General features: G+C 64.7%; 29 protein-coding genes. 11 read left to right on the forward strand and 18 right to left on the reverse strand.

The genetic code is table 11. The features are described 5' to 3' along the window. Positions 1-10: 10 nt before the first annotated feature. Positions 11-724 carry an HAD family hydrolase gene (locus AC5Y49_RS07580; protein WP_499885497.1) on the reverse strand — a complete coding sequence of 238 codons (714 nt, stop codon included), beginning with the start codon at positions 722-724 and terminating at the stop codon, positions 11-13. Between the two features lie 158 nt (positions 725-882). On the opposite strand from AC5Y49_RS07580, the gene AC5Y49_RS07585 reads away from it, so the two are divergent. From AC5Y49_RS07585 to AC5Y49_RS07625, 9 genes are read left to right on the forward strand one after another with little or no spacing between them, the layout of a single operon-like run. Next, positions 883-1,389: a DUF1360 domain-containing protein gene (locus tag AC5Y49_RS07585; RefSeq protein WP_499886314.1), complete on the forward strand. Its 507-nt coding sequence runs from the start codon at positions 883-885 to the stop codon at positions 1,387-1,389. 19 nt (positions 1,390-1,408) lie between these two features. Continuing rightward, positions 1,409-1,822 carry a ChaB family protein gene (locus tag AC5Y49_RS07590; RefSeq protein WP_499885499.1) on the forward strand — a complete coding sequence of 138 codons (414 nt, stop codon included), beginning with the start codon at positions 1,409-1,411 and terminating at the stop codon, positions 1,820-1,822. Continuing rightward, complete coding sequence (locus tag AC5Y49_RS07595; RefSeq protein WP_499885501.1) at positions 1,806-2,324, forward strand: hypothetical protein; 519 nt, start codon at positions 1,806-1,808, stop codon at positions 2,322-2,324. The genes AC5Y49_RS07590 and AC5Y49_RS07595 overlap by 17 nt, the downstream gene beginning before the upstream one ends. Further along, positions 2,321-2,575 carry a hypothetical protein gene (locus AC5Y49_RS07600; protein ID WP_499885503.1) on the forward strand — a complete coding sequence of 85 codons (255 nt, stop codon included), beginning with the start codon at positions 2,321-2,323 and terminating at the stop codon, positions 2,573-2,575. Before AC5Y49_RS07595 ends, AC5Y49_RS07600 begins: the two co-directional genes overlap by 4 nt. Next, complete coding sequence (locus tag AC5Y49_RS07605; RefSeq protein WP_499885505.1) at positions 2,572-2,865, forward strand: monovalent cation/H(+) antiporter subunit G; 294 nt, start codon at positions 2,572-2,574, stop codon at positions 2,863-2,865. Before AC5Y49_RS07600 ends, AC5Y49_RS07605 begins: the two co-directional genes overlap by 4 nt. After that, positions 2,862-3,137 (forward strand): Na(+)/H(+) antiporter subunit B, encoded by a 276-nt coding sequence (locus tag AC5Y49_RS07610; protein ID WP_499885509.1) that lies wholly within the window; start codon positions 2,862-2,864, stop codon positions 3,135-3,137. The genes AC5Y49_RS07605 and AC5Y49_RS07610 overlap by 4 nt, the downstream gene beginning before the upstream one ends. Then, positions 3,134-3,877, forward strand: a complete 744-nt coding sequence (locus AC5Y49_RS07615; RefSeq protein ID WP_499885512.1) for an MnhB domain-containing protein — start codon at positions 3,134-3,136, stop codon at positions 3,875-3,877. Before AC5Y49_RS07610 ends, AC5Y49_RS07615 begins: the two co-directional genes overlap by 4 nt. After that, complete coding sequence (locus AC5Y49_RS07620; protein WP_499885514.1) at positions 3,874-4,224, forward strand: sodium:proton antiporter; 351 nt, start codon at positions 3,874-3,876, stop codon at positions 4,222-4,224. The genes AC5Y49_RS07615 and AC5Y49_RS07620 overlap by 4 nt, the downstream gene beginning before the upstream one ends. Before the next feature lie 7 nt (positions 4,225-4,231). Further along, positions 4,232-6,046 (forward strand): complex I subunit 5 family protein, encoded by a 1,815-nt coding sequence (locus tag AC5Y49_RS07625; RefSeq protein ID WP_499885517.1) that lies wholly within the window; start codon positions 4,232-4,234, stop codon positions 6,044-6,046. A 1-nt stretch (position 6,047) separates the two neighbouring features. Here the strand turns inward: AC5Y49_RS07625 and AC5Y49_RS07630 are convergent, their stop codons facing one another. Then, positions 6,048-6,791, reverse strand: coding sequence for a cutinase family protein (locus AC5Y49_RS07630; protein WP_499886315.1), 744 nt, complete (start codon positions 6,789-6,791; stop codon positions 6,048-6,050). 210 nt (positions 6,792-7,001) lie between these two features. On the opposite strand from AC5Y49_RS07630, the gene AC5Y49_RS07635 reads away from it, so the two are divergent. Next, entirely contained in the window at positions 7,002-7,640 is a 639-nt protein-coding gene (locus tag AC5Y49_RS07635) for a PAS and ANTAR domain-containing protein (protein ID WP_499886317.1), read from the forward strand. 11 nt (positions 7,641-7,651) lie between these two features. On the opposite strand, the gene AC5Y49_RS07640 is transcribed toward AC5Y49_RS07635, so the two are convergent. The 7 genes from AC5Y49_RS07640 to AC5Y49_RS07670 form a co-directional block, all read right to left on the reverse strand. Further along, the gene (locus tag AC5Y49_RS07640; protein WP_499885520.1) at positions 7,652-8,578 is read right to left on the reverse strand and encodes an esterase family protein; all 927 of its coding nucleotides are present in this window, start codon (positions 8,576-8,578) and stop codon (positions 7,652-7,654) included. 126 nt (positions 8,579-8,704) lie between these two features. Next, on the reverse strand, positions 8,705-8,827 hold the full coding sequence (locus tag AC5Y49_RS07645) for a hypothetical protein (RefSeq protein WP_499885524.1): 123 nt from the start codon (positions 8,825-8,827) through the stop codon (positions 8,705-8,707). Positions 8,828-8,985: 158 nt separating this feature from the next. Beyond that, positions 8,986-9,750, reverse strand: coding sequence for a phosphate signaling complex PhoU family protein (locus AC5Y49_RS07650; protein ID WP_499885527.1), 765 nt, complete (start codon positions 9,748-9,750; stop codon positions 8,986-8,988). A gap of 185 nt (positions 9,751-9,935) precedes the next feature. Further along, positions 9,936-10,697, reverse strand: a complete 762-nt coding sequence (locus AC5Y49_RS07655; protein WP_499885530.1) for a cutinase family protein — start codon at positions 10,695-10,697, stop codon at positions 9,936-9,938. 159 nt (positions 10,698-10,856) lie between these two features. Beyond that, positions 10,857-12,035 carry a phosphatidylserine decarboxylase gene (locus AC5Y49_RS07660; protein ID WP_499885532.1) on the reverse strand — a complete coding sequence of 393 codons (1,179 nt, stop codon included), beginning with the start codon at positions 12,033-12,035 and terminating at the stop codon, positions 10,857-10,859. 76 nt (positions 12,036-12,111) lie between these two features. Beyond that, positions 12,112-12,498 carry a hypothetical protein gene (locus tag AC5Y49_RS07665; RefSeq protein ID WP_499885537.1) on the reverse strand — a complete coding sequence of 129 codons (387 nt, stop codon included), beginning with the start codon at positions 12,496-12,498 and terminating at the stop codon, positions 12,112-12,114. A 2-nt stretch (positions 12,499-12,500) separates the two neighbouring features. Continuing rightward, positions 12,501-12,737 carry a metallothionein gene (locus AC5Y49_RS07670; RefSeq protein WP_499885539.1) on the reverse strand — a complete coding sequence of 79 codons (237 nt, stop codon included), beginning with the start codon at positions 12,735-12,737 and terminating at the stop codon, positions 12,501-12,503. 781 nt (positions 12,738-13,518) lie between these two features. Between AC5Y49_RS07670 and AC5Y49_RS07675 the strand changes: the two genes are divergently transcribed. Continuing rightward, positions 13,519-14,673: an alpha-hydroxy-acid oxidizing protein gene (locus tag AC5Y49_RS07675; protein WP_499885543.1), complete on the forward strand. Its 1,155-nt coding sequence runs from the start codon at positions 13,519-13,521 to the stop codon at positions 14,671-14,673. A 13-nt stretch (positions 14,674-14,686) separates the two neighbouring features. Here AC5Y49_RS07675 and AC5Y49_RS07680 read toward each other — a convergent pair whose 3' ends face one another. From AC5Y49_RS07680 to AC5Y49_RS07720, 9 genes are all read right to left on the reverse strand, one after another. Next, positions 14,687-14,824, reverse strand: coding sequence for a DUF6893 family small protein (locus tag AC5Y49_RS07680; RefSeq protein ID WP_499885546.1), 138 nt, complete (start codon positions 14,822-14,824; stop codon positions 14,687-14,689). A gap of 8 nt (positions 14,825-14,832) precedes the next feature. After that, on the reverse strand, positions 14,833-15,039 hold the full coding sequence (locus tag AC5Y49_RS07685) for a hypothetical protein (protein ID WP_499885548.1): 207 nt from the start codon (positions 15,037-15,039) through the stop codon (positions 14,833-14,835). Between the two features lie 24 nt (positions 15,040-15,063). After that, entirely contained in the window at positions 15,064-15,696 is a 633-nt protein-coding gene (locus tag AC5Y49_RS07690; protein ID WP_499885551.1) for a DUF5947 family protein, read from the reverse strand. Beyond that, positions 15,693-16,250 carry a NifU-related iron-sulfur-binding protein gene (locus tag AC5Y49_RS07695; protein ID WP_499885554.1) on the reverse strand — a complete coding sequence of 186 codons (558 nt, stop codon included), beginning with the start codon at positions 16,248-16,250 and terminating at the stop codon, positions 15,693-15,695. The genes AC5Y49_RS07690 and AC5Y49_RS07695 overlap by 4 nt, the downstream gene beginning before the upstream one ends. Beyond that, complete coding sequence (locus tag AC5Y49_RS07700) at positions 16,247-18,043, reverse strand: nickel-dependent hydrogenase large subunit (protein ID WP_499885557.1); 1,797 nt, start codon at positions 18,041-18,043, stop codon at positions 16,247-16,249. The genes AC5Y49_RS07695 and AC5Y49_RS07700 overlap by 4 nt, the downstream gene beginning before the upstream one ends. 32 nt (positions 18,044-18,075) lie before the next feature. Further along, on the reverse strand, positions 18,076-19,137 hold the full coding sequence (locus AC5Y49_RS07705; protein ID WP_499885561.1) for an NADH-quinone oxidoreductase subunit B family protein: 1,062 nt from the start codon (positions 19,135-19,137) through the stop codon (positions 18,076-18,078). A 32-nt stretch (positions 19,138-19,169) separates the two neighbouring features. Then, a complete protein-coding gene (locus AC5Y49_RS07710) occupies positions 19,170-19,715 on the reverse strand; it encodes a hemerythrin domain-containing protein (RefSeq protein ID WP_499885564.1) in 546 nt (181 codons plus the stop codon). Between the two features lie 19 nt (positions 19,716-19,734). Next, positions 19,735-21,075, reverse strand: coding sequence for a hypothetical protein (locus AC5Y49_RS07715; protein WP_499885567.1), 1,341 nt, complete (start codon positions 21,073-21,075; stop codon positions 19,735-19,737). Positions 21,076-21,335: 260 nt separating this feature from the next. Beyond that, positions 21,336-21,761 carry an anti-sigma factor antagonist gene (locus tag AC5Y49_RS07720; protein WP_499885572.1) on the reverse strand — a complete coding sequence of 142 codons (426 nt, stop codon included), beginning with the start codon at positions 21,759-21,761 and terminating at the stop codon, positions 21,336-21,338. Between the last annotated feature and the right edge of the window lie 89 nt (positions 21,762-21,850).

Below are 21,850 nucleotides of genomic sequence, written 5' to 3' on the forward strand. Positions count from 1 at the left end.
CGGCGGCGGGTCACAACCGCAGCAATTGGCTGAACTCGTCGAGGTGGGCCCACACGTCGAGCGGTCCGGCGTAGATCGCCGCCGCGCCGGCGTGTTCTAGTGCCTCGCGGGCGATTCCGCCGCTGAGCACCGCTGCGGTCGGGACCCCGGCGCGCCGGCCCGCCTGCACATCCCACACCGTGTCGCCGAGGAAGACGGCCTGCGACGGTGGTGTCCCGACACACTCCAGTGCGCTGGCGACGATGTCAGGATCCGGCTTGGCCCGGTCAGCGTCAGCGGCCGACGTCACGGCGGCCACCAAATCTTCCGCGTCGAGGACGCTGCGCAGCAGAGCAAGCTCGTCTTCACCGGCCGATGTGGCGAGCACCGCGCGCCAGCCCTGCCGTGCGATCGCCTCGAGCAACTCGCGCGCACCAGGCAGCGGGCGCAGCGTCGACCCGCTGTCGAGGAAGTAGCGGGTGTGTGACTTCTCGACCTGTTTGCCGTGCGCGTCGGCCAACTCGTCGCCGAGCAGAATGCGGACGAGTTCAGCACCTGAGCGGCCGATGAGTCCGTGGATGCGCCAGCAGGGCACCTCTTTGCCGATGTCGAGAAAGGCGCGATGCCAGGCGACGACGTGATGGAAGTTGGAATCGACCAACGTGCCGTCGACGTCGAACAAGACAGCCGATTTATCACCGGCGCCGCTGTCACGCGCCGGCTCGACCTGGGCGGGTTGCGCCATTACGAACAATCCTTCCGTGGGTGGTGGGCCGCTAGTGGGTACCCCGTCGGCGGCATGCCGACGCGGCCGGTAGCCGGTCGGGGATTGCCAGGCACCGACATCGGGTAACCGGCGTGCGAAACCCGACTCGAGGAGTGGCAGTGGGCGACGTGACGGACATGGCCAAGCGGGCGCGTCAGGAAGCAGATGCGTATCGCGGCGACAGCTCCCGGCCGTTGGGCGGCTATCTGGTTGTTCTCGTCGTCTACGGGACGGTCGTCATGCTCAGCGCGGTGATCGCCGCGGCCACCGGACGCCGGTTGCCCGAACGGTGGCGGACGCAGGATCTGCTGACGGTGATGTGTGGCACCCATAAGCTGTCCCGCGCGCTGACCAAGGACGCGGTGACCAGCCCGCTGCGGGCTCCATTCGCCCACTACGCCGGCACCGGCGGTCCCGCCGAGGTGCAGGAGGAGACGCGGCACTCCAGCCAATTGCGGCACAGCCTGGGTGAATTGCTCACGTGCCCGTTCTGCCTGGACATGTGGGTGGCCACCGGGTTCGTCATCGGGCTGATCTTCGCGCCGAGATTCACCCGCTTGGTCGCCGGAAGTTTCACCGCGCTGGCGGGGGCTGACTTTTTGCAGCTCGCGTACGCAATGGCACAGCAATCCGCGCAGGGTTGAGGAGTCGAGGAGGTCAGTCATGCCCAAGACAACGAAGGGCGGCAAACCCAAGCAGGGCGAGTTGCCCAGCACTTTGCAACGTTCCGGCGCCAAGGCGCAGCGTACTTTCGCTAAGGCGCACGACGCGGCCGCCAAAGAGTACGGCAGCGAGCAGCGCGCCCACCGCGTCGCCTATTCGGCTCTCAAGCACAGCTTCGAAAAAGTCGGCGACCGCTGGCTGCCCAAGAAGAAGAAGGGCCCATCGGACAAACGCGCCGAGCGCGGCGGCCTGAATAATCCGATCCCCTCAGCGGAGGGCGTGGATGCCAACGCCAGCAAGAAACATCTGCTCGACGTCGCCCGCCGGCTCGACGTCCCGGGGCGATCCACGATGAACAAGTCGCAGCTCGTCGACGCGATCAAAAAGCACAACCGTCGTGTCCGGGGGCGGTGAGCAGCCGGCGCGCTACCGGCTGGCCCGGGCATCGGGCGAAATTCTGTTGTGGTGGGCAATCACCGCCGTTGTCTGGCTGGCGACGCTGAGTTCCCGCACGCCTGCCGAATTGGTGGTGATGGTGGTGTGCACACTGCCCTGTGCGGTGGCTGCGCGGTCGGCGCGGCAAGCCAACGGGGGCCATTGGCGGTTCCGGATCGGCTGGTTCCGTTGGGTCGCCGCGGTGGTGTGGGCCGTGCCGGTGCAAACGATCCAGGCCTGGGGGTATGCGCTCAAAGCGCTTCCAATCGTCCGGGTTGGGCGCCGCCGCGGGGTGATCAGTGCTGTGGTGTTGCCGTCCGAAGCCGAGACCGTGGCGGCGGCGCGCCGCGCGGCGGCGGTATTGGCGTTCGCCACGACGCCGGGAACGGTTGTGCTCGACAGTGATCCATCCGAACAGACCGTGCTACTGCACCGAGTCCGGCCGCGACCGGACCGGCTGACGGCGGCGGTGCAGCGATGACCGCGGGCGAACTCGCCGCACTGCTGGTGTTGATCGGCGTGTTCGTGCCCGGCGCGTGGATGGCTTCCCACGGCAAACCGCATGCCCGGTTGGTAGGACTGGAGTTCGCCAGTATCGGTGCGACCATCACCGTGATGCTGATTGCCGTTGGGTGGCAACGCGATTTGGATCTGATTGTGGCGCTGACACTGGCGGTGGTGACATTGCCGGGCACGCTGGTGTTCACTCGGCTGCTGGCGGGTAAGTCGTGATCGCGTGGGTGCTGGTTTTCACCGGCGTCGCGGTGATGGTGTGCTCGGCGCTGGGGGCGGCGGCGCTGCCGCGGGTGTACGACCGGCTGCACCTGCTGACCGCGACCACCTCGTTGGGCGTGCCGCTGATCGGCGTGGGCCTGATCGTGTCGCAGGGCCTTTCGGAGCCGTCGGCGATGATCGCGGTGACGGTCGTGCTCATCGTCGTCAGCTCCCCGGTGATATCAGCGGCGACGGCTCGCTTGACGGCACAACATGAGCGACTGGTGGATCGGGACACGCCGTCATGACCTTTCTGCTGTCGGTTGTCGTGACACTGGTCGGGGTGATGGGGACGGTCGTGGCGCTGACCGGCCGGCCGGAGCGTCAGGCGATACCGCTGTCGGTGTTCGGGCTGGCGCTCACAGTGCTTTTCGTGGTTCTACAAGCCCCCGATGTCGCGTTGTCGCAATTGGCAATCGGTGGCGTCGTCGTTCCGCTGATGGTCATGTTGACCCTGCGGGCGGTCCGTCGACAGGCCTCCGATACCGACGAGCCCAGACAGCAGGAGACGGCACCGTGAGTCGCGGCCTGCGCACGGCACTGTTCCTTGCCGGGGCCGCCGGGCTGGCAATCCTGATGTGGCTGAGCTTCGCCCAGCTGCCGCCGTTCGGCCAAAACCAGCACTTATACCGGGATCTGGCTGTGCCGGCCGCAATTTCACGGGCCACAGCCAATGTCGTCGCGTCGGTCAACTTCGACCAGCGTGCCCTGGACACACTGGGGGAGGAGACGATTCTGCTCGGTTCGGTGACCGGGGTGATGGCTCTGTTGCGCCCGGCCATCGAAGAGCGTGAATACCAATCGTCGGGCCGCCGCACGGCGCTGGACGCAACTCGTCTGGTCGGCTATCTGATGCTGCCGGTGACCATCGCGTTAGGTATCGACATTGTCGTGCATGGCCATCTCACCCCGGGCGGTGGGTTCCAGGGCGGGGTGGTGCTGGCCGCCGGGTTGCACCTGCTGTACATCACCGGCAGTTTCCGGGCGCTGGATCGGCTGCGGCCGGTCAATGCGTTCGACGTCGGAGAGGCGCTGGGCGCAGCGGCTTTCGTGGCGATCGGGTTGGCGGGGCTGGTCTTCGGCGGGGTTTTCCTGGCGAACCTGTTGCCCACCGGAAAGCTGGGTAACTTGCTTTCGTCCGGCTCGGTGCCGCTGCTCAACATTGCTGTCGGTGTGGAGGTTGCCTGCGGGATGACGGTGCTGCTGGCGCAATTCCTGGCTCAGGAGATCACCGTCGCCAAGCGGGGTGACAGCACGTGAGCGGCTACGCATATTGTGTGGCCGGCTGGCTGGTGCTGATCGGTGCGCTCGGAATCATGCGTAGCCGCAACCTGATTCACGCCGTGGTATGCCTGTCGATCGCTCAATCCGGCACCTATGTGTTGTTGCTGGCGATCGGATACCAACGTGGTGCCGCGCCGCCGATCTTCGCCGGCTCGAATCCGCCGGCACCGGCCGATGTCGTCGATCCCGTCGTCCAGGCGATGACGCTGACCGACATTGTCATCCAGGCGACTGTCACTGCGCTGTTGCTGGCGCTGGCTATTCAGATCCACAAACGGCACGGCACCCTGGATCCCGACGAACTGTCGGCGTTGAGGGGCTGAGCCGGCCGTGCAGACTACCGCGGCCATGCTGTTGCCGCTGCTGGTCGCGGTTCCCGTCGTTGCCGGGTGCCTGCTGCTCGCGCTGGGCGGACGGGTATCCGGAGCGACAGCCACCTGGCTGACATTGGCAGTGTCACTGGCGGCAGCCGCGGTCGCCGGGTTTGCGGCGGTCGCGGCCGGTCAGCACATGGTGGTCACCTGGATCGGCGGCTGGTCCATGCAGGGCCGCACAACGGTCGGAATCGCGCTTGCTGCGGGCCCGCTGTCTGCGGGCATGGCCACACTGGTGAGCCTGCTGATGGCTTGCGCGGCGCTCTATAGCCGGTTGGGGCTGGACGAGGCCGGACCGCGCTTCGACGCGCTGATGCTGCTCTTTCTGGCCGCGATGAACGGTTTCGTGCTGGCAACGGACCTGTTCAACCTCTTTGTCTTTCTTGAATTGATGGGGGCGGTGGCGTATGCGCTGACCGGCATCAAGATCGAAGACAAGTCGGCGATCCAGGGTGCGCTCAATTTCGGCATCATCCAATCGCTTTCGGCATGCCTTTCGCTGGTGGGCATCGCGATTCTCTACGCCCAGACAGGCCAGCTGGGCATGGCTCAGGCCGGGATAGCGCTGGCGCAGGGGGCGCCGAGGACGGTCACGGTCGCGGCCTTCGTGCTGATTCTCGCCGGTCTATTGGTGAAGGCCGCCATTGTGCCGCTGCATTTCTGGTTGGCGGACGCGCACGCCGTGGCCCCGGCTGGCGTATGCGTGCTGTTTTCCGGCGTCATGGTCGAACTCGGCTTGTACGGGATGTGGCGGGTGTATTGGGTGACGTTCGCCGACGCGCTGCCGCGGACTGCGGTCATGCACACGTTCATGGCGGTGGGCGTGCTGACTGCGGTGGTCGGCGCGGTGATGTGCCTGTTGCAGCGCCATCTCAAGCGGCTGCTGGCCTATTCGACGATCGGCCACATGGGCTTGTTTCTGGTGGCTGCCGCGACCCTGCGGCCCGACGCGGTCAGCGGAGCGGCGGTCTACGTGGTGGGCCATGCCGGGGCGAAATCAGCACTGTTTCTGATCGTGGGGATCTTGCTCGACCGTCACCAGACGGTCGACGAGCTGGAATTGTCCGGTCGCGGACGCGGCCAGCATCTGTTGGCGGCGCTGTATCTGGTGGCGACGCTGGCACTGGCCGGTCTGCCGCCGTTCGGCACCGGGCTGGGAAAGTCGTTGTGCGAGGAGGCTGTCGGCGCCGGATGGGGTTCGGCTTTGTTCCTGGTGATTTCGGCGATGACCGGTGGTGCGGTGTTGCGCGCCGGAGTGCGCTGCTTCACCAAGTGGGGCAACGGCGCCGACCCGCCCCCCGATGCGTCGGAGGCAACCAAAGGCGAAGAGGAACCGGACGCGGTGCTGCGTCGGATACCGCCGAGCATGTATGTCCCGATCGGCGTGCTGCTGCTGGGCTGCCTCGCGGCCGGCGTAGTGCCCCGTGGCGGCGAGGCCGCAGGCGCCGCGGGCCGACGATTCGTCGACACCGCCGGCTATGTCGCCGCCATCCTCGGACGTTCTAGCGCCGGCGGGCCGACCGGTCCGGCCCCCGGCTGGACGGCCGGCGGCGTGATCCTCGCCTTCACCGGGGTGTTGGCCGCGGCCGGGGTGGCGGCTATTGCGTTGCGGGACAACGGCTCAGCACTGCAGCGTGCCACCTCGGCGGTGACCCGGCCGGCTGTCGTCGCGCTACGAAGAGCGCACTCCGGCCATGTCGGCGACTACGTCGCGTGGATGTTCGCGGCGCTGACCGTGTTGGCGGCGGTGCTGGGCCTGCAGCTGCGGTAGCTCACTCACCGAAGCCTTGCGGTGGAGCTGCCACCGACACGGGGACAGGGGGACCTGCACCAAGGCTGTTTGCTGCAAAGGCCGCTCCCTGGTCGATCATCGCGCCGTCGTCTGCGTAGGTTTTGTGGGCCGAAAAATTCATCCCGTCAGAGCAGACCGGGTCCTCGGTGGCGCACACCTTGATGGTCTTGCCCTGATACGCCGGGCCGATGACGACCGGCGGCTCACCGAGGAAGTTCATGGCCCGAACATTGGGCATGCCGAACAAGACGACCGAGGCGACGTGGTTGGCCACGGCGGGGTCCAGTGGTTTGGGGACGGTCGCCGGATCGACGCCGTCGGGGACTGCAGCCGAGGTGACAAACCCCATCACGGCCGCGCCCTGGGAGTAACCGCCGAGCACCATCTTGGTCTGCGGACAGCTGTTCGCCGTGGAAAGGACGTGCGCGCCGGCATCTCTGATCCCGTCGACACCGGTATCCCACTGTTCGCTGGCGGGATAGTTGACCGGATATACGTCGAGCGACCGCGGGCCAACTCGCTGGTGCAGGTTGTCGACGAAGGCCTGCCCGACCGGGCCGACACCCGGATCGTCCCCGGTGCCGCGGGCGAACACCACCTGCACATCGGGGCACGGCTCGGCGGACGCGGTGGGAAGAGCAGAATCAGACAGGAGCCAGGCGTTGAGGCCGCAGGCGGCAAGTGCCGCAGGACCAAGGAATCGGACGAGGTGACGTGCAATCATGGCGCAGGAAGTGCCCACCGGATCGCACCCTCAAACCAGAAAATTTTTGGGCACTAATGCTCGGTGACTACCCGGCTTCGACGTAGGCGCCGGCGGGTACTCCAGCGGACGAGTTTCGTCGGGATGCGACAGGTAAAGGCGGTGTCGCCGATGGAGAACCATCTCAATGCGAAGTCCGGGCAGACCCCGGCTGCGGGCTCGTCGGAGCCGATGCTGGACGCGCTCACGCCGGACGAACTGAGTGCCGCTCATTCGGTCATCGCCTCGGCTGAGCCGCAACGCGTCGGCAGGTTCTGGTTCTTCCTCGACGAGCAGCGTTGGGAGTGGTCAGATGCGGTCGCACGCATGCACGGCTACCAGCCGGGAACAGTGGTACCCACCACCGATCTGTTGCTGCAGCATAAGCATCCCGACGACCGGCAGCGAGTCGCTGCGGTGTTGGGTCGAGTGCTCTCCGGCGAACCGTTTTGCAGCCGTCATCGCATCATTGACACCGCCGGACACACGCACTGGGTGGTGGTCGTGGGCGACGTGCTGTACGGCGAAGCCGGTGCGGCAACCGGCACGACCGGGTTCTACGTCGATGTCACCGAGTCACTGCAGTCGAATATCAGCACTGCCCTTTCCGAAATCGCGTCGTCGCGCGCCCAAATCGAGCAGGCCAAGGGCGTACTGATGGTGGCCCATGGCATTTCCGCGGAGCGGGCGTTCGACATCTTGGTCTGTCGCTCACAAGAAACCAACATCAAGGTCCGCGATCTTGCTGGTCGCTTTCTCTCGGCCATCGCCGGCCATGTGTCGATCGATTCCGTGGGCAATGTCGACCATGCCCTGTTCACCGTCGGATAGCCACGGCGCTATCACGTCTGTGCTCCGCCACCGGCGCCCAGCGTCCGCTGCATATCCGGCTTCATGGCCGCCAGCTGGCTACCCCAGTAGCCCCAGCTGTGAACGCCGTTGCTGTCGATGTTGAACGTCGCGTTGTGGCCGCCGGCCGCGGTGTAAGCGTTCCGGAAAGCCTCATTGCTTTGCAAGATCACCTGCTCGATGACCTGCCCCGGCACGCTGCCCTCGCCGATGTTTTCCGAGGGCGTGCCGTTGCCGCTGTAGATCCACAGCCGAGTGTTATTGCCGGCTAGCCGGCCGGCCTGCACGGTGGGGTCGTTGCGCTGCCACCCGGGGCCGCCTGCCGGTCCCCACATGTCCTCGGGGTTGAAACCGCCCTCGTCGTTCATTGCGAACTTGATGAAGGTCGGCCCGCTGCCCTGGGAGGGGTTCAGCAATGCCGACAGCGAACCGGCGTAGGCGAACTGCCCCGGATGGTAGGCGGCCAAGGTCAACGCTGACGATCCGGACATCGAAACGCCCACCACGGCATTGCGATTCGACCGCACACCTCTGCTGGAAAGATAGCCGGGAAGCTCATTCGTCAAGAATGTTTCCCACTTGTAGGTTTGGCCATTCGCCGAGCCGTACCAGTCGGAGTAGAAGCTGGACCGTCCGCCGACCGGCGCCACCACCGATATACCCGAACCGGCGTAGTCGTTGAAGGCGTTGGTTTCGATATCCCAGCCGCTGCGATCGTCGCGGGCACGTAGCCCGTCGAGCAAGTAGACCGCCGGCGCTCCGCCACCTTGAAATTCGACGGTGATGTCGTGGCCCATCGACGGCGACGGCACCGCAAGGAATTCGGGCGCAGCGGCTCGCGCCGGCGGTGCAGCCCCGACCAACCCAGCCAGTCCCGGTAGTGCGGCGGCCACAACTCCGGCATTCAGCAGTCGGCGCATCCAACGTCTTTTGTTCGCATCCATCTCTATCCCTTCCGTCCGGTTGGGCTGCCGCCCATTAGCCGTATCCACGAATCCCATGTCAGCTCAACGAACTTCGTCATCCACCGCCCTTCCGGAGTTGGCTTACCCATCAGACAGCTTCAGCGGATTGCCGACGTCTACCGACAACGGTCGAGGCGCGTTGATGGTCGGGGGAATCTTGCTCAGCACGACTGCCGGCCGGGAGAGTTCGATAACACGGCTCATGGGGCGTTCTTTTCGTAGCGCGGTGCCCCCGAGCGCCGTGATGGATGGCTGCCCGCAGTCTGAAAGACAGACCACGACCTCTTTTTCTTAACAAAGATGAGGCAATCTGTCCAGAAGGTTCTTCGGCGACGCCGACTCCGCGTTTTCTGTTTGATCCGTTACGGGTTCGGCCGATTCGCGGCCAGCTGTTGCGCGGAGTTGGCGAGGCCAAGCCCGCCGCTTTGTGGTGTGCCGGGCCACCGCACGCTACTGCGTGCTAGAGCCCGTGGCGCCGACACCGTCTGAGAGTGGTGGCCGTTGGTGTGAAAGACGAAACGCTCAACGATTTGTACCGCATGGTCGGCGAAACGCTCATAGAGCCGGCCGACCAGGGCCACGTCAACCCCAGTGGCGACGTCGTATCGCCATCCTGGGTCGATGAGCACGGTCAGCAACTGGCGGTGCAGTTCGCCGACCGCGCTGTCGCGGCGGCGAAGGCGCGTGGCCGGGCCTGGCTCGCGCGACAGCAGCACTTCTTGGGCAGTCCAGGCCAGCGCCACGGCTAATGCGCTCAGTTCAGCGATGCGTCCGCTTACTTCGGCAGGCACCGCATGATGAGGGTGGTGGCGGCGGGCCATCTCGGCCACCCGCACCGCCAGTTCGCCCATGCGTTCTGCGTGCGCGGCGAGCCTGATGGCGTTGACGGCCACGCGCAGTTCAGTGGCTGCCGGCGGTTGCAACGCCAGCAAGAGGAACGTGGTCTCTTCGATGCTCGAGCTCATGGCGACGGTTTCCTTGTGTCCGCCGATGACAGCTTCGGCCGAGTTAATGTCGGCCAGCAGCAATGCATGTGTGGCATGGTTCATTGCCTGAGCGGTGATAGCGCACATCTCAGCGAGCTGGGATGTAAGTGCCGCGGTCTCATATCCCACTGCGCTGTTCATAATCGTGAATCAGTCTGAGCGGCGCGAATTAAACCTCGCGACACCGCTTGTTACCGAAATGGGACATAGCAGTGCCGTCGGGTGACGGTCTGATCGCCGGTGCCGCCCCACCGCAGCCAGCCGGATTATTTGGGCTGCGCCAAGCGGATTCGATGGTGCGCCGTGTGGACCGAGTCAGGCGGGAGTCATTCTCCAAAACCCCCGCCCGGAGACGCCGCCGGCACTGCGGCGCCGGGACTCGCCTGCAAGTGGCTTGCGGCGAAGTCTGCGCCCTGGTTGATCAGGCTGCCCTCGTCTACGTAGGTGTTGTGCGCGGCGAAGTTCATCCCGTCAGAGCAGACCGGGTCCTCTGGAACGCACAACTGCAGGGTCTTGGGCTGATACAACGGGCCGATGGTGAGGGGCGGTTCGTTGAGGAAGCTCATCGCCCGCACATTCGGGGTTCCGAACAGAACGACCGCGGCGACGTGGTTGGCCACCGCAGGCGAGAGCGGTTTGGGCACTGTCGCAGGATCAACCCCGTCGGGAACCGTTGGCGACGTGACGAAGCCCATCACGGCCGCGCCCTGGGAGTAGCCGCCGAGCACCATCTTGGTATTGGGACAGGTGTTCGCCATCGACACGACATGAGCGCCGGCGTCCCTGACGCCGTCCACCCCGGTGGCCCACTCGTCGCTGGCGGGGTAGTTGACCGGATACACCTCCAGCGACTTCCCGCCGATGCGCTGGCCGAGCGCGTCGACGAACGCCTGTCCGGTGGGACCCACGCCGGGTGGCTCACCGGTACCGCGCGCAAACACCACCTGGGCATCGGGGCATCCCGCGGCCGACGCCGACGGAAGAGCCTGGCCAGAAAGGACGGTGGCGCTGAGACTGCATGCTGCGACCATCGCAGAACCGACGAGACGAACGACGTGACGTGCCATCATGCCGCAGTTGTTGCCCATACGCTCACTTCCTTAAACGCAAACTTTCCGGCTCAATTCATCCGCCGCGATTCCGGCCTGCCCGCGGCTGGTTGTCGGCACGCCTAGTGTAGTGGGTGAGCTCTCGATTATGTTAAACCTCAGCTCTTTTCGATCCCGGTAGGAGCGCGGCGTGTCTGGTCAGCGCGTGATCGGCTTGCAACGCGCTGCCGGAGAGCCCACGAGGCGGAAGTCCTCGCTTGTGTCAATCTGCGGGTCGACCCCATTTTGGAACAGGATGATGATGTCGGAGCCGCCGAACTGGAAGTAACCGAACTCCTCGCCTTTGGCCATGTGCTTGCCAGCAGTCGAAGTGAGTGTTACCGAGGACACGTGCGCCATTCCTACCGGGATGACTGCGACGATCCCGATGTCACCTAAGTCGGACTGCGACGTGTCGAGGGTGACTACTCCGCGGGTCTGTGAGAATTCGTAGCCGCTGGTGGCGCTGTCGCTGGCCTGTAGCTCGTGATCTTCGATGCCCACCCGCATGAAGACTTTGCCGCTGATCCGGTAGGACTCCTCGACCACACCGCCAACCGGCAGGTGGTAGCGGTGGTAGGCGTGCACCGGCAGCATGTAGTGCACGAACGTGCCCCGGGCAAAGCTCTCGCTGTAGCGGCTGCCTTCGATGAGCTGCTTGATGTTGCCGTACTTTTCGCTCTTTACCTTGGTGGCCGGGATGTTCGAGTCGGCATCGATGTCGAAGGTGTGTTGATACATGCAGTCGGCGGGCGAGGTGACCGCCAAGTTGCTGGTCGGCTCGGCGATCGGGCGCAGACCACCGTTGAGTTCACGGGCGATGAACTGGTTAGCGCTCAACCAACCGCTGGGCGCGTTCGGCACGCCGTCGACCAGCGATTCGTGGATGCGATACTCCGGCGCGTTGTCGATGAACGACTGCAACGCGTCCTGGCTGAACGACTCGGGCGTGTCCAGGAAGCTTCCCCAATGCCGGGCGAACTCGGTTATCCACCCGCGAAAGACGTCGGAGTCCTGCGGAGCCTGCTCGCCGACCTTTTGGTCGACGAGGAAGTAGAAATGGCTCATCCGATCGCTGACTTCCTGGGACTCCCGGTTCTCGTTCTTCCAGGCGTCCGCGCTCGACTCGTGGGGCACCCATCTGACGAAGCGCCGCAGGTACTCCTCGTACTGACCGATGTCGGTAGGCCACTCCAGTGCCTCGAACAGTTTCGGGTTCAGCTCGGCCTCGGCGAACCGCCGAGCCGCCAGCAACGACTGCTCAAGCCGAGCAGCGAGCCCCTCCTCATTGTTGAGTGCATCATGCAGTTTCCGGACGATCGCTTCGGGTTCAGGCATCTGTGCTGCTCCTATCGGGTTTCAGGAGAAGTACCCGCAGCTGAGTCGGGTAACCAGGGAGGGCTTCGGCCTAGCGCTAACCGCCCAGAGCCGGCCCGGCGATCGGCGGCAGGCCCATCGTCAGTGTGAGGAGCATCAGCAGCAGCAAAAACCAACCCGCGCCCTGCCATGCCCACCAAGGCCTGCCCTGCCGCCACAGCCGGTACGTTCGCGCGAACGCCCAGACGCCTCCGCCGAACAGAATCACCGGCGCGCCAACTCCCAGCGCGATGCGCAGTGCTGAGCCACACGCCGCTGTGTCGGTGCGCGTGCCGCCGTCGCAACCAGCAACTGACAATGCCGCCAGAACGAGGAAGGCCACGCCTACCACGGCGATTACCAGAGCGAAAGTGACCGCCGGCCGCACGCTGCGGTCTTCGCGGCCAGGCTCGTCGGGGCGGGGCGGCAACGGTGGCGTACCCATCGTTACTGTTGCCGGTCGGCCAGCGCGTCGTCACCGGATTCGCGTGCGCAGTGCACGCAACAGTAGACAGCGTCAGTGGTCTCAACCCCGTGCCCGAGAATTCGGCAGCCGCAGTGCGCACACTGGGGCGCAATTTCGCTGGCCGCACATTCGATGCTGTCGAAAGTAGCGGTGCGCCCCTGCCAAGTCACCGTGAACGCTTTGTCGTAGTCGTTCCCGCATGTGGCACAAATCGCCATGTCAGCCGAATCCCCGAATATCCGGGCCGGTAAACGCGACTGTCAGGGCAGGCCTCAGTCCGAAAATGACACAGAACAGCGGGCTTAGTCAGCGCCCAAGCGACGCTCACAACGGTGACTCGTACAGAGCCAGGCTGATGAAGGCGAAGACAATACAACAGAGCACGCTCAACGACGCGAGAGTCGCGCCGGCAAATATGAGCCATCGGGTGGCGCGGCGTCGGCCTCGCTTGAACATCGCGAGACGCTCTTCCCGCATCACTTCAGTCGCCACGAGTGCGAAACTGACATTCACCAAGTCGTCAGACGCAAGAGACCTACCCGCGGCTATCTCCTGAAGGCGTGCCGCCGGGATTCCCACACCGACGGCAGTGAAGCGCCGACTCATGCGTCGGGCCCGTCTGCCGCTGAGTACCTGATCTCGGGCGTGCCGACGATGCGGCGGCGGTGGTCCCCACTCGTCGACAAATGAATACGATGTGGCTGTCATGGCGTCGGCCTTCACCACCCCACGGTGCCCGCGCCAACGAGCGCTCGACGGTGCCGGGGCGCTGCGGCCATGGTGTTCACCTGCTCTGTGCCGATGCCGTGTGTCGTATCAGCACGTCGGAGCGCTCCGGCGAGCTTGAATGTTGCGTCGACACAAGCGCATTACCCGGGACTTGGATGAGTAAAACATGCAATATCAGCGGCGCCTAGCCCTCCGCCGCACGCAGGCCAGACTCCTACTGGCGCGGTCTGAAGCCGGTTTGGTGGGCTCACCGTCGGGTACTTGTTGCCTATGGCGTTTGCACAGTATCAAAACGAGATTTACACGCAGGGTCAAAAGGGCGAAAACCCGGCTTTGCCAATCACTTTCGCTGACCTGGAGGCGAAAGCCTCGGCTGCGCTGCCGCAGTCGGTATGGGGTTATGTAGTAGGCGGCGCCGGCGACGAGCACACCCAGCGCGCCAACTGTCGCGCCTTCGAACGCTGGGGCCTGATGCCGCGGATGCTGGTCGCCCCCACCGAACGTGATCTTTCGGTCGAGGTGTTCGGGGTGAAGTTTCCCGCTCCGGCGTTCATGGCACCGATCGGCGTCATCGGCGTATGCGCCCAAGACGGCCATGGCGATCTGGCCTGCGCCCGTGCGGCGGCGCGCACCGGTATCCCGTTCATGGCCGGAACACTGTCGGCCGACCCACTCGAAGACGTAGCGGCTCAGCTAGGTGACACCGCCGGGTTTTTCCAGCTTTACACGCCACCGGACCGCGCGATGGCCGCCAGCCTGGTGCATCGCGCCGAGGCAGCCGGGTATAAGGGCATCGTCGTCACCCTCGATACCTGGGTGACCGGTTGGCGACCGCGTGACCTGAGCGCCGGCAATTATCCGCAGGTGCCCAGTCGTTGTCTTGCCAACTACACCAGCGACCCCGTCTTCCTCGACAGCCTGAAACCCGGCGAAGATCCAACGGAGGCCGCGGTGCAGAAGCTTCCCATCTTCGGCGGGCCTTTTCGCTGGGATGACCTGGACTGGCTACGTGCGGAGACCGAGCTTCCGGTAATCCCCAAGGGAATCTGCCACCCCGACGATGCGCGGCGCGCCAAAGACGCCGGCGTCGACGGCATCTACTGCTCGAACCACGGGGGCCGACAGGCCAACAGTGGTGTACCCGCCCTCGACTGCTTGCCAGGAGTCCTCGAGGCGGCTGACGGGCTACCCGTGCTGTTCGACTCGGGTGTCCGCAGCGGACCCGACATCATCAAGGCGCTCGCGATGGGGGCCGCCGCAGTCGGAATCGGCAGGCCCTACGCCTACGGTCTGGCTCTTGGCGGTGACGATGGCATTGTGCACGTGCTGCGCTCGCTACTGGCCGAAGCCGACCTGCTGATGGCCGTCGACGGCTACCCCTCCCGCGAGGACCTCACCCCCGAGGCGCTGCGGCAGGTCGGATAAACAACGGTACTAGTCACATCCGTTCAATTTTGAGGTAGCGGATGATGGCGGGCAGTTCGCGCCAAATGAACGCCAGCCCCACCAAGGCCAGGATGGCAATCACTACATAGAGAACGATCACTGAACTCTCCTCGGTATCGGTCAAATCCATTACGGAGTTCACCCCGGCGGCAAGTTGGGCATGATCGGCAGGATCGCGTCGTGTCTCTTCGGGCCGACTCCGGTGGAGCGACGGGCGTCGGCTTTACCATCCTTGTGGTGGCCGACGTTTTTGTCGTACGGACCTTGGTTGCCCTGCTGGACCCGCCACGAATGCGACGTCGAATCGGGTTTGATCTTGGCCTTGCCAACTCGGATTTCAGCCATCTGGTTCCCTCCAATTGCGTTGCGTTAGAGCAGTATCTGACGTTGTGGATCGAGCTCGGCGAAAAAGCGGTCAACCGCCGGCCACACGGTGCTGCCTCCGGACAGCCCCCGCCATTCCTGGCGGATGACGGCGACCAGGCGGTAGCAGTCGTCGATCGGCACTATCCAGTGTTCGCGGGCATCACGAGTCGTGTTCACCAGCAACGCCTCGAGGACCGGCGACAAGTCCTGCAACTGCGGGCATTCCTGCAATACCTGCTGCCAATTCGCGGCATCCACCTCCCAGGTTGTCGCACCCATCGGGCTGGGATAGTGGGCGATGACCGAGCCGTCGGTGTCAACCGTGAAGAATGCCAAACCTACGGGGACACCCAGTCCGCCGACCGGGAAAGCCGGCAGCCGCAGTCGCCGATCGGGCACCAGTCGGTAATGGCCACGTCCGGCGGCCTCTCGCTCGAACAGCACCGTGCACGCCCGGCAAGCGCATAACAGCTCACCGGTCTGCTCGTCAAGCATGTGCCGGTGCGTTTCCGCCACTGGGGCGCTGCATAATTGGCACTTCAACACCTCGTCGGACGGTGTGGCCGTCCGGCGGATGGTGCGGCGCAGCGCGGACAGCCCCGTCCGCGCGGTTGTCTCGACGCCGGCGCGGGTCATGTTGGGGCTCCGTTGGTCGACGCGCGAACCATCAGCTTGTCCAGCGGCACAAATGCGTTGTCGTGTTGCGCGCCCGACACTACGGTCACTTCGGACAGCTCCGGCGCGGCCGCGAGCACCGCTTCGCGTACCACATCGGCGATTCCGGCCGAGCCGCAGCCATGGGCTGACAGCCGCACGGTGGCGACACCGTTTTCGATCGCGCTCAATTCGACCCGGGCGCCGTGGTCGTCGAGCGGGCCCGCCAGCTTGGCGAGCACCCGCGAGACGCGGCCGTCGACTGGTTCTGGGTGCACGTCATGCAGCGCCAGCAGATGCCCGAGTAGTTCGTCGTTCAAGAACGCTTCCCGCGCCGCGGGGATGCCCACGACATGGCCGATGGCCCGCGTCAGTGCTTCACCGTAAATCCGCGCCAGTGCCGACACCGTCTCGGCTGCGATCTCCCCGGCCGGGCCGGGCGTCTGCTCTATCTCCTCGAGCAAGTCGTTGAGCCGGCTCAGAGCGTCGCCGACTTCGCGGTCGGCCAACCGTTGCGGCGCTTCCGGTTCAGTCATGACCCTAGGTAGCCCGTCGGTGAGTGGGTCTCGTGGATGGTGCGCCCGCCGCCGACATACATGTGTACGCCGCATGGCAAGCACGGGTCGAAGCTGCGGACCGCACGCATGATGTCGACGCCGCGGAAATTGTCCGGGCCGTTCTCCTCGAAGATCGGCATGCTTTGCACGGCGTCCTCGTATGGCCCTGGTGTGCCGAACGAATCGCGCGGGCTGCCGTTCCAGGGTGTGGGCGGATAGGGGTGGTAGTTGGCGATCTTGCCCTTCTCGATCACCATGTGATGCGACAGCACCCCGCGGACCGCCTCGTGGAAACCGCAGCCGATGGCCTTCTCATGCGGCACCTCGAAGTTGTTGAACACCTTGGTTTCTCCGGCGCGCACCATTTCCATGGCTCGCTCGGCGAAGAATAGCGCCATCGCTGCGGAGTAAGCGACGAAGTACACCCGGGCGCGGTCACGCTCCAACGCGTTGGACCATTGCGGAATCTTCCACTCCAGGGTGGTTTCCGGCAGGGTGCGGCTCTTCGGCAGCGAGATCTGCACGCTGTGACCGGTGGACTTCACGTAGGGTGTGTCGACCAGGCCGGCCAGCGCAGTGGAGTACAGCCGCGCAAACGGTCCGCCGCCCGTGTCCAGCGCCAGGTGCTCGCCGCTGTTCTTGTCGAGCCAGCGCGGACTCATCACCCAGCTGTATTTGTCGTTGAAGTCGCGCTTTTGCGGCTCGGGCAGCGTGGTCTGGTTCCAGGGGTGCCGGATGTCGACCGGGTTGCCCAGCGGGTCGTGGGTGACGAATGGTTCCTCGTTGACCCAATCGTGGTAGTAGGAGCTGCCCAACAGGATCCGGATTCCGAGGTTGATGTCGACCAGGTCGGTAGTCACCAACTTGCCGTCGACGACGACACCGGGTGTCACGAACATCGCCCGGCCCCACTCGGTCATGTGCTCGTATTTGTAGTCGACTTTGAACGCGTCCTGCCATGCGCCCCAACAACCCAGCAGCACCCGACGACGGCCCACCTCTTCGTAACCGGGCAGGGCTTCGTAGAAGAAGTCGAAGACGTCGTCGTTGAGCGCGACGGCCTTCTTGACGAAATCTAGAATGCCCATCAGCCGGGTCAGGTAGTCGGTGAAGGTCGTCGGTGACGGCATGGTGCCCACACCGCCGGGGTACAAGGTCGACGGGTGCACATGGCGACCTTCCATGATGCAGAACATCTCCCGAGTAGTGCGGCTGACGCGCAGCGCCTCCCGGTAGATCTCGCCCTCGAACGGGTTGAATGCTCGCAGGATGTCGGCGATCGTGCGGTAGCCGTGGATGCCGGCATTACGGGCTTCGGTGTTCTCGGCCTTGGCCAATACGCCGGGGTTGGTTTCCTTGACGATCGCCTCGCAGAAATCGATGAACACCAGATTGTCCTGGAAAATGGTGTGGTCGAAGAGATATTCGGCCGCCTCACCCAGGTTGATGATCGTCTCGGCCAGCGGCGGGTTGTCGATGCCGTAAGCCATGTTCTGGCAGTAGATCGAACACGTGGTGTGGTTGTCGCCGCAGATACCGCAGATGCGGCTGGTGATGAAGCCGGCATCGCGGGGGTCTTTGCCCTTCATGAACACCGAATAGCCCCGGAACAGCGACGAGGTGCTGTGGCATTCTTCCACGGTCTTGGTGCCGAAGTTGATTTTGGTGTAGAGGCCGAGGTTGCCGATGATGCGGGTGATCGGATCCCACGCCATCTCAATGGTTTGCGACGAACCCTTCGTACCCGTTTGCGCCGGCTCGGTTAACGTCATTTTTGCTTTCCCTCCTCAATGTCGTGTGGCTGTCAGGGACGCCAGCGCGGGTTGTATCCAGTGGTCAATGCATCGTTGTTCTGCCGCCACTTGGGTTCTCGGTTGCCGCCTCGGTTGGTGATCGCTCGCATGCGCCGGATGAACGCTCCGTACGGCTTGACCATCATCGACGACAGGCTGCCGCCCGGCGGGGCGTCCATGAACGGCTGGAACTTGTCCGGGAAACCGGGCATGGTGCAGGCAATACAGATCCCGCCGACGTTCGGGCAGCCGCCGATGCCGCCCATCCAGCCTCGCTTGGGTACGTTGCAGTTGACGACCGGGCCCCAACAGCCAATGTGCACTTGGCATTTCGGCGAGTTGTAGTCGTGCGCGAAGTCACCCTGCTCGTAGTAGCCGGCCCGGTCGCAGCCTTCGTGCACCGTCTTGCCGAAGAGCCATTGCGGGCGCAGCAGGTTGTCCAGCGGTGGTGGCGGCGCCGAGCCGGCCGCATGGTAGAGCACCCAGGTCAACGTCTCCATGAAGTTGTCCGGCTGCACCGGGCATCCGGGAATGTTGACAATTGGAAGCGCCCCACGGGATTTGAAGTCCCAGCCCAGATAGTCGGCCAACCCCATAGAGCCGGTGGGGTTGCCCGCCATCGCGTGGATCCCGCCATAGGTCGCGCAGGTGCCGACCGCGACGACCGCCCAAGCCTTGGGTGCGAGGTTGTCCAACCACCAGTTCAGCGTCAGGGGCTCACCGGTTTCCAGGTCGTTTCCGAACGAGGTCCAGTACCCGTCGCCGTTGATGTTCTCATTGGGAATCGAGCCCTCGATCACCAGGATGAACGGCTCGAGCTCGCCACGTGCCGCAGCCCGGAACGGCGCTAGAAACTCCTCCCCACCCATTGTCGGCGAGAGCACCTTGTTGTGCAGATTGACTTTTGGCAGGCCGGGAATCAATCCGGTCACCACATCCTCAATCGGCGGCTGGGCGGCGGCCGTCACCGACACCGTGTCGCCGTCGCAGCTCATGCCCTCCGAGATCCACAGGATGTGAACTTCGTCGAAACCGTGCGGCTTGGGCTGCGTTGCCTCTTGTGGCAATGTCATTGCTTCACCCTTTCGTTGAGGCCGGTACCGGGTTAGGTCTGCGGACGCTGCTGAAACTTGTCGCGCAATCGGTCGTAGAGTGCGGCGACGGGAGCTGCCAAAGCCAGCTTCGGTGGCTCGGTAGGTGCTTTGGGATGCGGCCGCGTGGGCGCTACCTTTTTTGCTTCGTCCAACACCTTGCCCAGCTCGTCGAGAGCTTCCTGGTCGACTGCCTGGCGCAGCTTGGGCCACAGCGTGCCCTCTTCGTCCTCGATGTGATGGTCGAGGTCTTTTTGCAGTGTCGCCAACAACGTGCGGGTCTGTTGCTCGTCGTCGCCCGCCTCGTCCAGCGCGACAAGCGCCTTCTTGACGCTCATGTGTTCGTCGAGGTGTTCGTCAATTTCCGCCGCACCATCCGATATGGCGTCTTTGGCCAGCGGGTAGACCATTAGTTCTTCCAGCGCCGCGTGCTTGGACAGCTCGCGGATCATGACCTCGACCACACCGCGCCGTTGCTCCTCGTTCTTCGCCGCTTCGTAATCGCGAAAAAGCTGCTCGACCATGCGGTGGTCGTTGTTCAACATCTCGAGCGCATCCATATGTCCTCCCTCGCTGAAATCACGATTCCCGTTGCAGCGCCGGCATTTCGGTCTCCAGCGGCGAGACTTCGTCGGGGGAGAAGTAGTAGAAGCGCTGATACCACTGATGCAGATCAGCACCCGGGTCGTCGTCCACGGTGACGGCGATCCGGTACTCGTCTTCCATGTCGACGAGCACATCCTCGACTCGGGCGGTTCGATTCACCAGAAAGATGTCGTGGGCATCGGTACCGCGCCGGCGCGGACGAAGCCGCACCCGGCTGCCCTTGGCGACGACGACGCCGCTGATGGTCACCGAGTTGGGCGGCGATTCGCGATGCGGACGCATCGAGCGCACCGCACCATGCAGGCGGTCCATCACCTCGCGAGGCATCGCCTCGACGCGATCGATGATCGCTGCTGCGCGCGGATCGGTGTCGCGAGCTTCGCGCTTTTCTTCGTCGGTCAGCGTTTCGGTGCGCAACGACAGGATCTCGTCGATCTCGGCGGCGTCGAACAGATCGCCGGGGCTTTCCGGGCTGACCGCCGGGTGGTCATAGAGCAGGATCGGCGACGACAGCACCAGGTCCTGGGCGCCAGGCTCGGCGGCCAGGACCGGGAACGTGTGAATGTTCTGGCAGCCTTTGGCGGCGACGGCGGCCCACTCTGGGCCGTCGAGCAGCGACAGGAACGCGCCGCGGTCCACACCGATCAGGGTGTGGGTGCCGATCATCGACGCTGCGAGGGCCTGCTGCCGGGAGGCGTCCGCCGGGGTGGCGACGTCGCTGTTCTCGGTGACGACGCGAAGCTTCCATAGCGGAAACGGCGCCTCGACGGTGGACATCGACAACCGCAGACGCGCCGTCACCGGCTGGCTGCTACGTACGATCCGCCCGGCGTTGCCGGGTAGCGCCTCGATCTCCTCGCCGCCGGGGATCCGCACCTCGATCACCAGCGGGGAGGCGCTCAGTTCAGCGACCGGCGCGACGACGTCGTGCTCACGCGGCACCGCATCGTCGAAAGTGAGGTGACGCCGGTCGTCGATGGTCAACGCATCGACTGGTTCAAAACTGCCGTCTGCGCAGGCCCGCTGCACGGATCGGTGGTGGACGTGCAGGAACCGCAGCCGGATACGGACTACAGCGGTATCGCTTGCTTCCAGCAGGCATTCCGTTTGCTGATACCAGCCGTCAGCGGAACCGGTGACACTGGTATCCGCACGGGCTTCTGGCGAAAGCCATTGGCGCGGCGCCAGGATCCCGAACTGCCACCGCACTCGGTTCTTCGGCGAAGAGCGCCGATACGGGTAGAGGAGGTAGCCCTCGTAGAGAATGGCGTCGGCCACGGCTTGTGCCGCCTCGAAGCCAGGCCAGGCAGTCACCAGGTGCTCCGAACGTGAGAGATTTCCGGCGCGCCGACTGGTGGTCTCCTGTCTGGCGCCTCAGCCATGACAGTCACCCCCGCTGCGCGCAGTCAGTGCTGTGGAGCTCGAAACCGGCCCGTCAACAGCGGCGGTACCCGGGTTCTGCACTGGCCAAACCACGATTTTGCGCGGCGGCAGATCCATCTCGGATACAGCTTCTACCGGTTCGGTCGTCGCCGAACGGGTAGAGCGGCCTACCTGCCGTGGGATCGTGGTGTTCAGTCCTCCTTGGCGACCCGCGTCAACGCTCTTTGCAGCGTCGAGTGGATGGGCAGGAGCCACCGCAGACCGAAGGCAGCCGCGGTCCGCGCCACGATCGGTTTTTGGCTGACCAATCGGAGCGTCACACCACGGCGTCTGCATCGTTCTGCCTCGCGCGCCAGAACCGCGAACGCGCAGCAACCCATGAAGTCGAGCTCGCGTACGTCGACCACGACGGGTCCCGGGGCGGCAGCGGTCGCCGCCATCTCGGCGAGCAGGTAGCGCCAGTCGCCTTCGTTGCTGGCGTCTACCTCGCCACTGACGGAGATGATCACCGCGGTACCGACGTGGCGGGTGGCGGCCCGCAGGGCGCGCGGCGCGTCAGCGGGCTGTGTATTCGAAACAGCTTGAGAGCGACAAACTTTGATCGCCGCAGAGCTCATAGATGCACTCCGAATCGTGCGCCGTAATCGGCGCATCGGCGGATGCCGGCCCTACGCTGCTGAAGACAGGGTGGTCTGTACCCATTAGT

The sequence above is a fragment of the Mycobacterium sp. NGS62 genome (assembly GCF_059812285.1).

Bases quoted from the DNA above. Each gene is read 5' to 3' on its own strand.
- AC5Y49_RS07645 (WP_499885524.1), bottom strand. From the start codon at position 8,827: ATGAGCCGTGTTATCGAACTCTCCCGGCCGGCAGTCGTGCTGAGCAAG.
- AC5Y49_RS07660 (WP_499885532.1), bottom strand. From the start codon at position 12,035: ATGCCTGAACCCGAAGCGATCGTCCGGAAACTGCATGATGCACTCAAC.
- AC5Y49_RS07675 (WP_499885543.1), top strand. From the start codon at position 13,519: ATGGCGTTTGCACAGTATCAAAACGAGATTTACACGCAGGGTCAAAAG.
- AC5Y49_RS07655 (WP_499885530.1), bottom strand. From the start codon at position 10,697: ATGGGCAACAACTGCGGCATGATGGCACGTCACGTCGTTCGTCTCGTC.
- AC5Y49_RS07705 (WP_499885561.1), bottom strand. From the start codon at position 19,137: ATGACATTGCCACAAGAGGCAACGCAGCCCAAGCCGCACGGTTTCGAC.
- AC5Y49_RS07580 (WP_499885497.1), bottom strand. From the start codon at position 724: ATGGCGCAACCCGCCCAGGTCGAGCCGGCGCGTGACAGCGGCGCCGGT.
- AC5Y49_RS07680 (WP_499885546.1), bottom strand. From the start codon at position 14,824: ATGGATTTGACCGATACCGAGGAGAGTTCAGTGATCGTTCTCTATGTA.
- AC5Y49_RS07630 (WP_499886315.1), bottom strand. From the start codon at position 6,791: ATGATTGCACGTCACCTCGTCCGATTCCTTGGTCCTGCGGCACTTGCC.
- AC5Y49_RS07710 (WP_499885564.1), bottom strand. From the start codon at position 19,715: ATGGATGCGCTCGAGATGTTGAACAACGACCACCGCATGGTCGAGCAG.
- AC5Y49_RS07700 (WP_499885557.1), bottom strand. From the start codon at position 18,043: ATGACGTTAACCGAGCCGGCGCAAACGGGTACGAAGGGTTCGTCGCAA.
- AC5Y49_RS07650 (WP_499885527.1), bottom strand. From the start codon at position 9,750: ATGAACAGCGCAGTGGGATATGAGACCGCGGCACTTACATCCCAGCTC.
- AC5Y49_RS07600 (WP_499885503.1), top strand. From the start codon at position 2,321: ATGACCGCGGGCGAACTCGCCGCACTGCTGGTGTTGATCGGCGTGTTC.
- AC5Y49_RS07690 (WP_499885551.1), bottom strand. From the start codon at position 15,696: ATGACCCGCGCCGGCGTCGAGACAACCGCGCGGACGGGGCTGTCCGCG.
- AC5Y49_RS07640 (WP_499885520.1), bottom strand. From the start codon at position 8,578: ATGCGCCGACTGCTGAATGCCGGAGTTGTGGCCGCCGCACTACCGGGA.
- AC5Y49_RS07585 (WP_499886314.1), top strand. From the start codon at position 883: ATGGCCAAGCGGGCGCGTCAGGAAGCAGATGCGTATCGCGGCGACAGC.
- AC5Y49_RS07635 (WP_499886317.1), top strand. From the start codon at position 7,002: ATGCTGGACGCGCTCACGCCGGACGAACTGAGTGCCGCTCATTCGGTC.
- AC5Y49_RS07610 (WP_499885509.1), top strand. From the start codon at position 2,862: ATGACCTTTCTGCTGTCGGTTGTCGTGACACTGGTCGGGGTGATGGGG.
- AC5Y49_RS07720 (WP_499885572.1), bottom strand. From the start codon at position 21,761: ATGAGCTCTGCGGCGATCAAAGTTTGTCGCTCTCAAGCTGTTTCGAAT.
- AC5Y49_RS07695 (WP_499885554.1), bottom strand. From the start codon at position 16,250: ATGACTGAACCGGAAGCGCCGCAACGGTTGGCCGACCGCGAAGTCGGC.
- AC5Y49_RS07685 (WP_499885548.1), bottom strand. From the start codon at position 15,039: ATGGCTGAAATCCGAGTTGGCAAGGCCAAGATCAAACCCGATTCGACG.
- AC5Y49_RS07665 (WP_499885537.1), bottom strand. From the start codon at position 12,498: ATGGGTACGCCACCGTTGCCGCCCCGCCCCGACGAGCCTGGCCGCGAA.
- AC5Y49_RS07670 (WP_499885539.1), bottom strand. From the start codon at position 12,737: ATGGCGATTTGTGCCACATGCGGGAACGACTACGACAAAGCGTTCACG.
- AC5Y49_RS07590 (WP_499885499.1), top strand. From the start codon at position 1,409: ATGCCCAAGACAACGAAGGGCGGCAAACCCAAGCAGGGCGAGTTGCCC.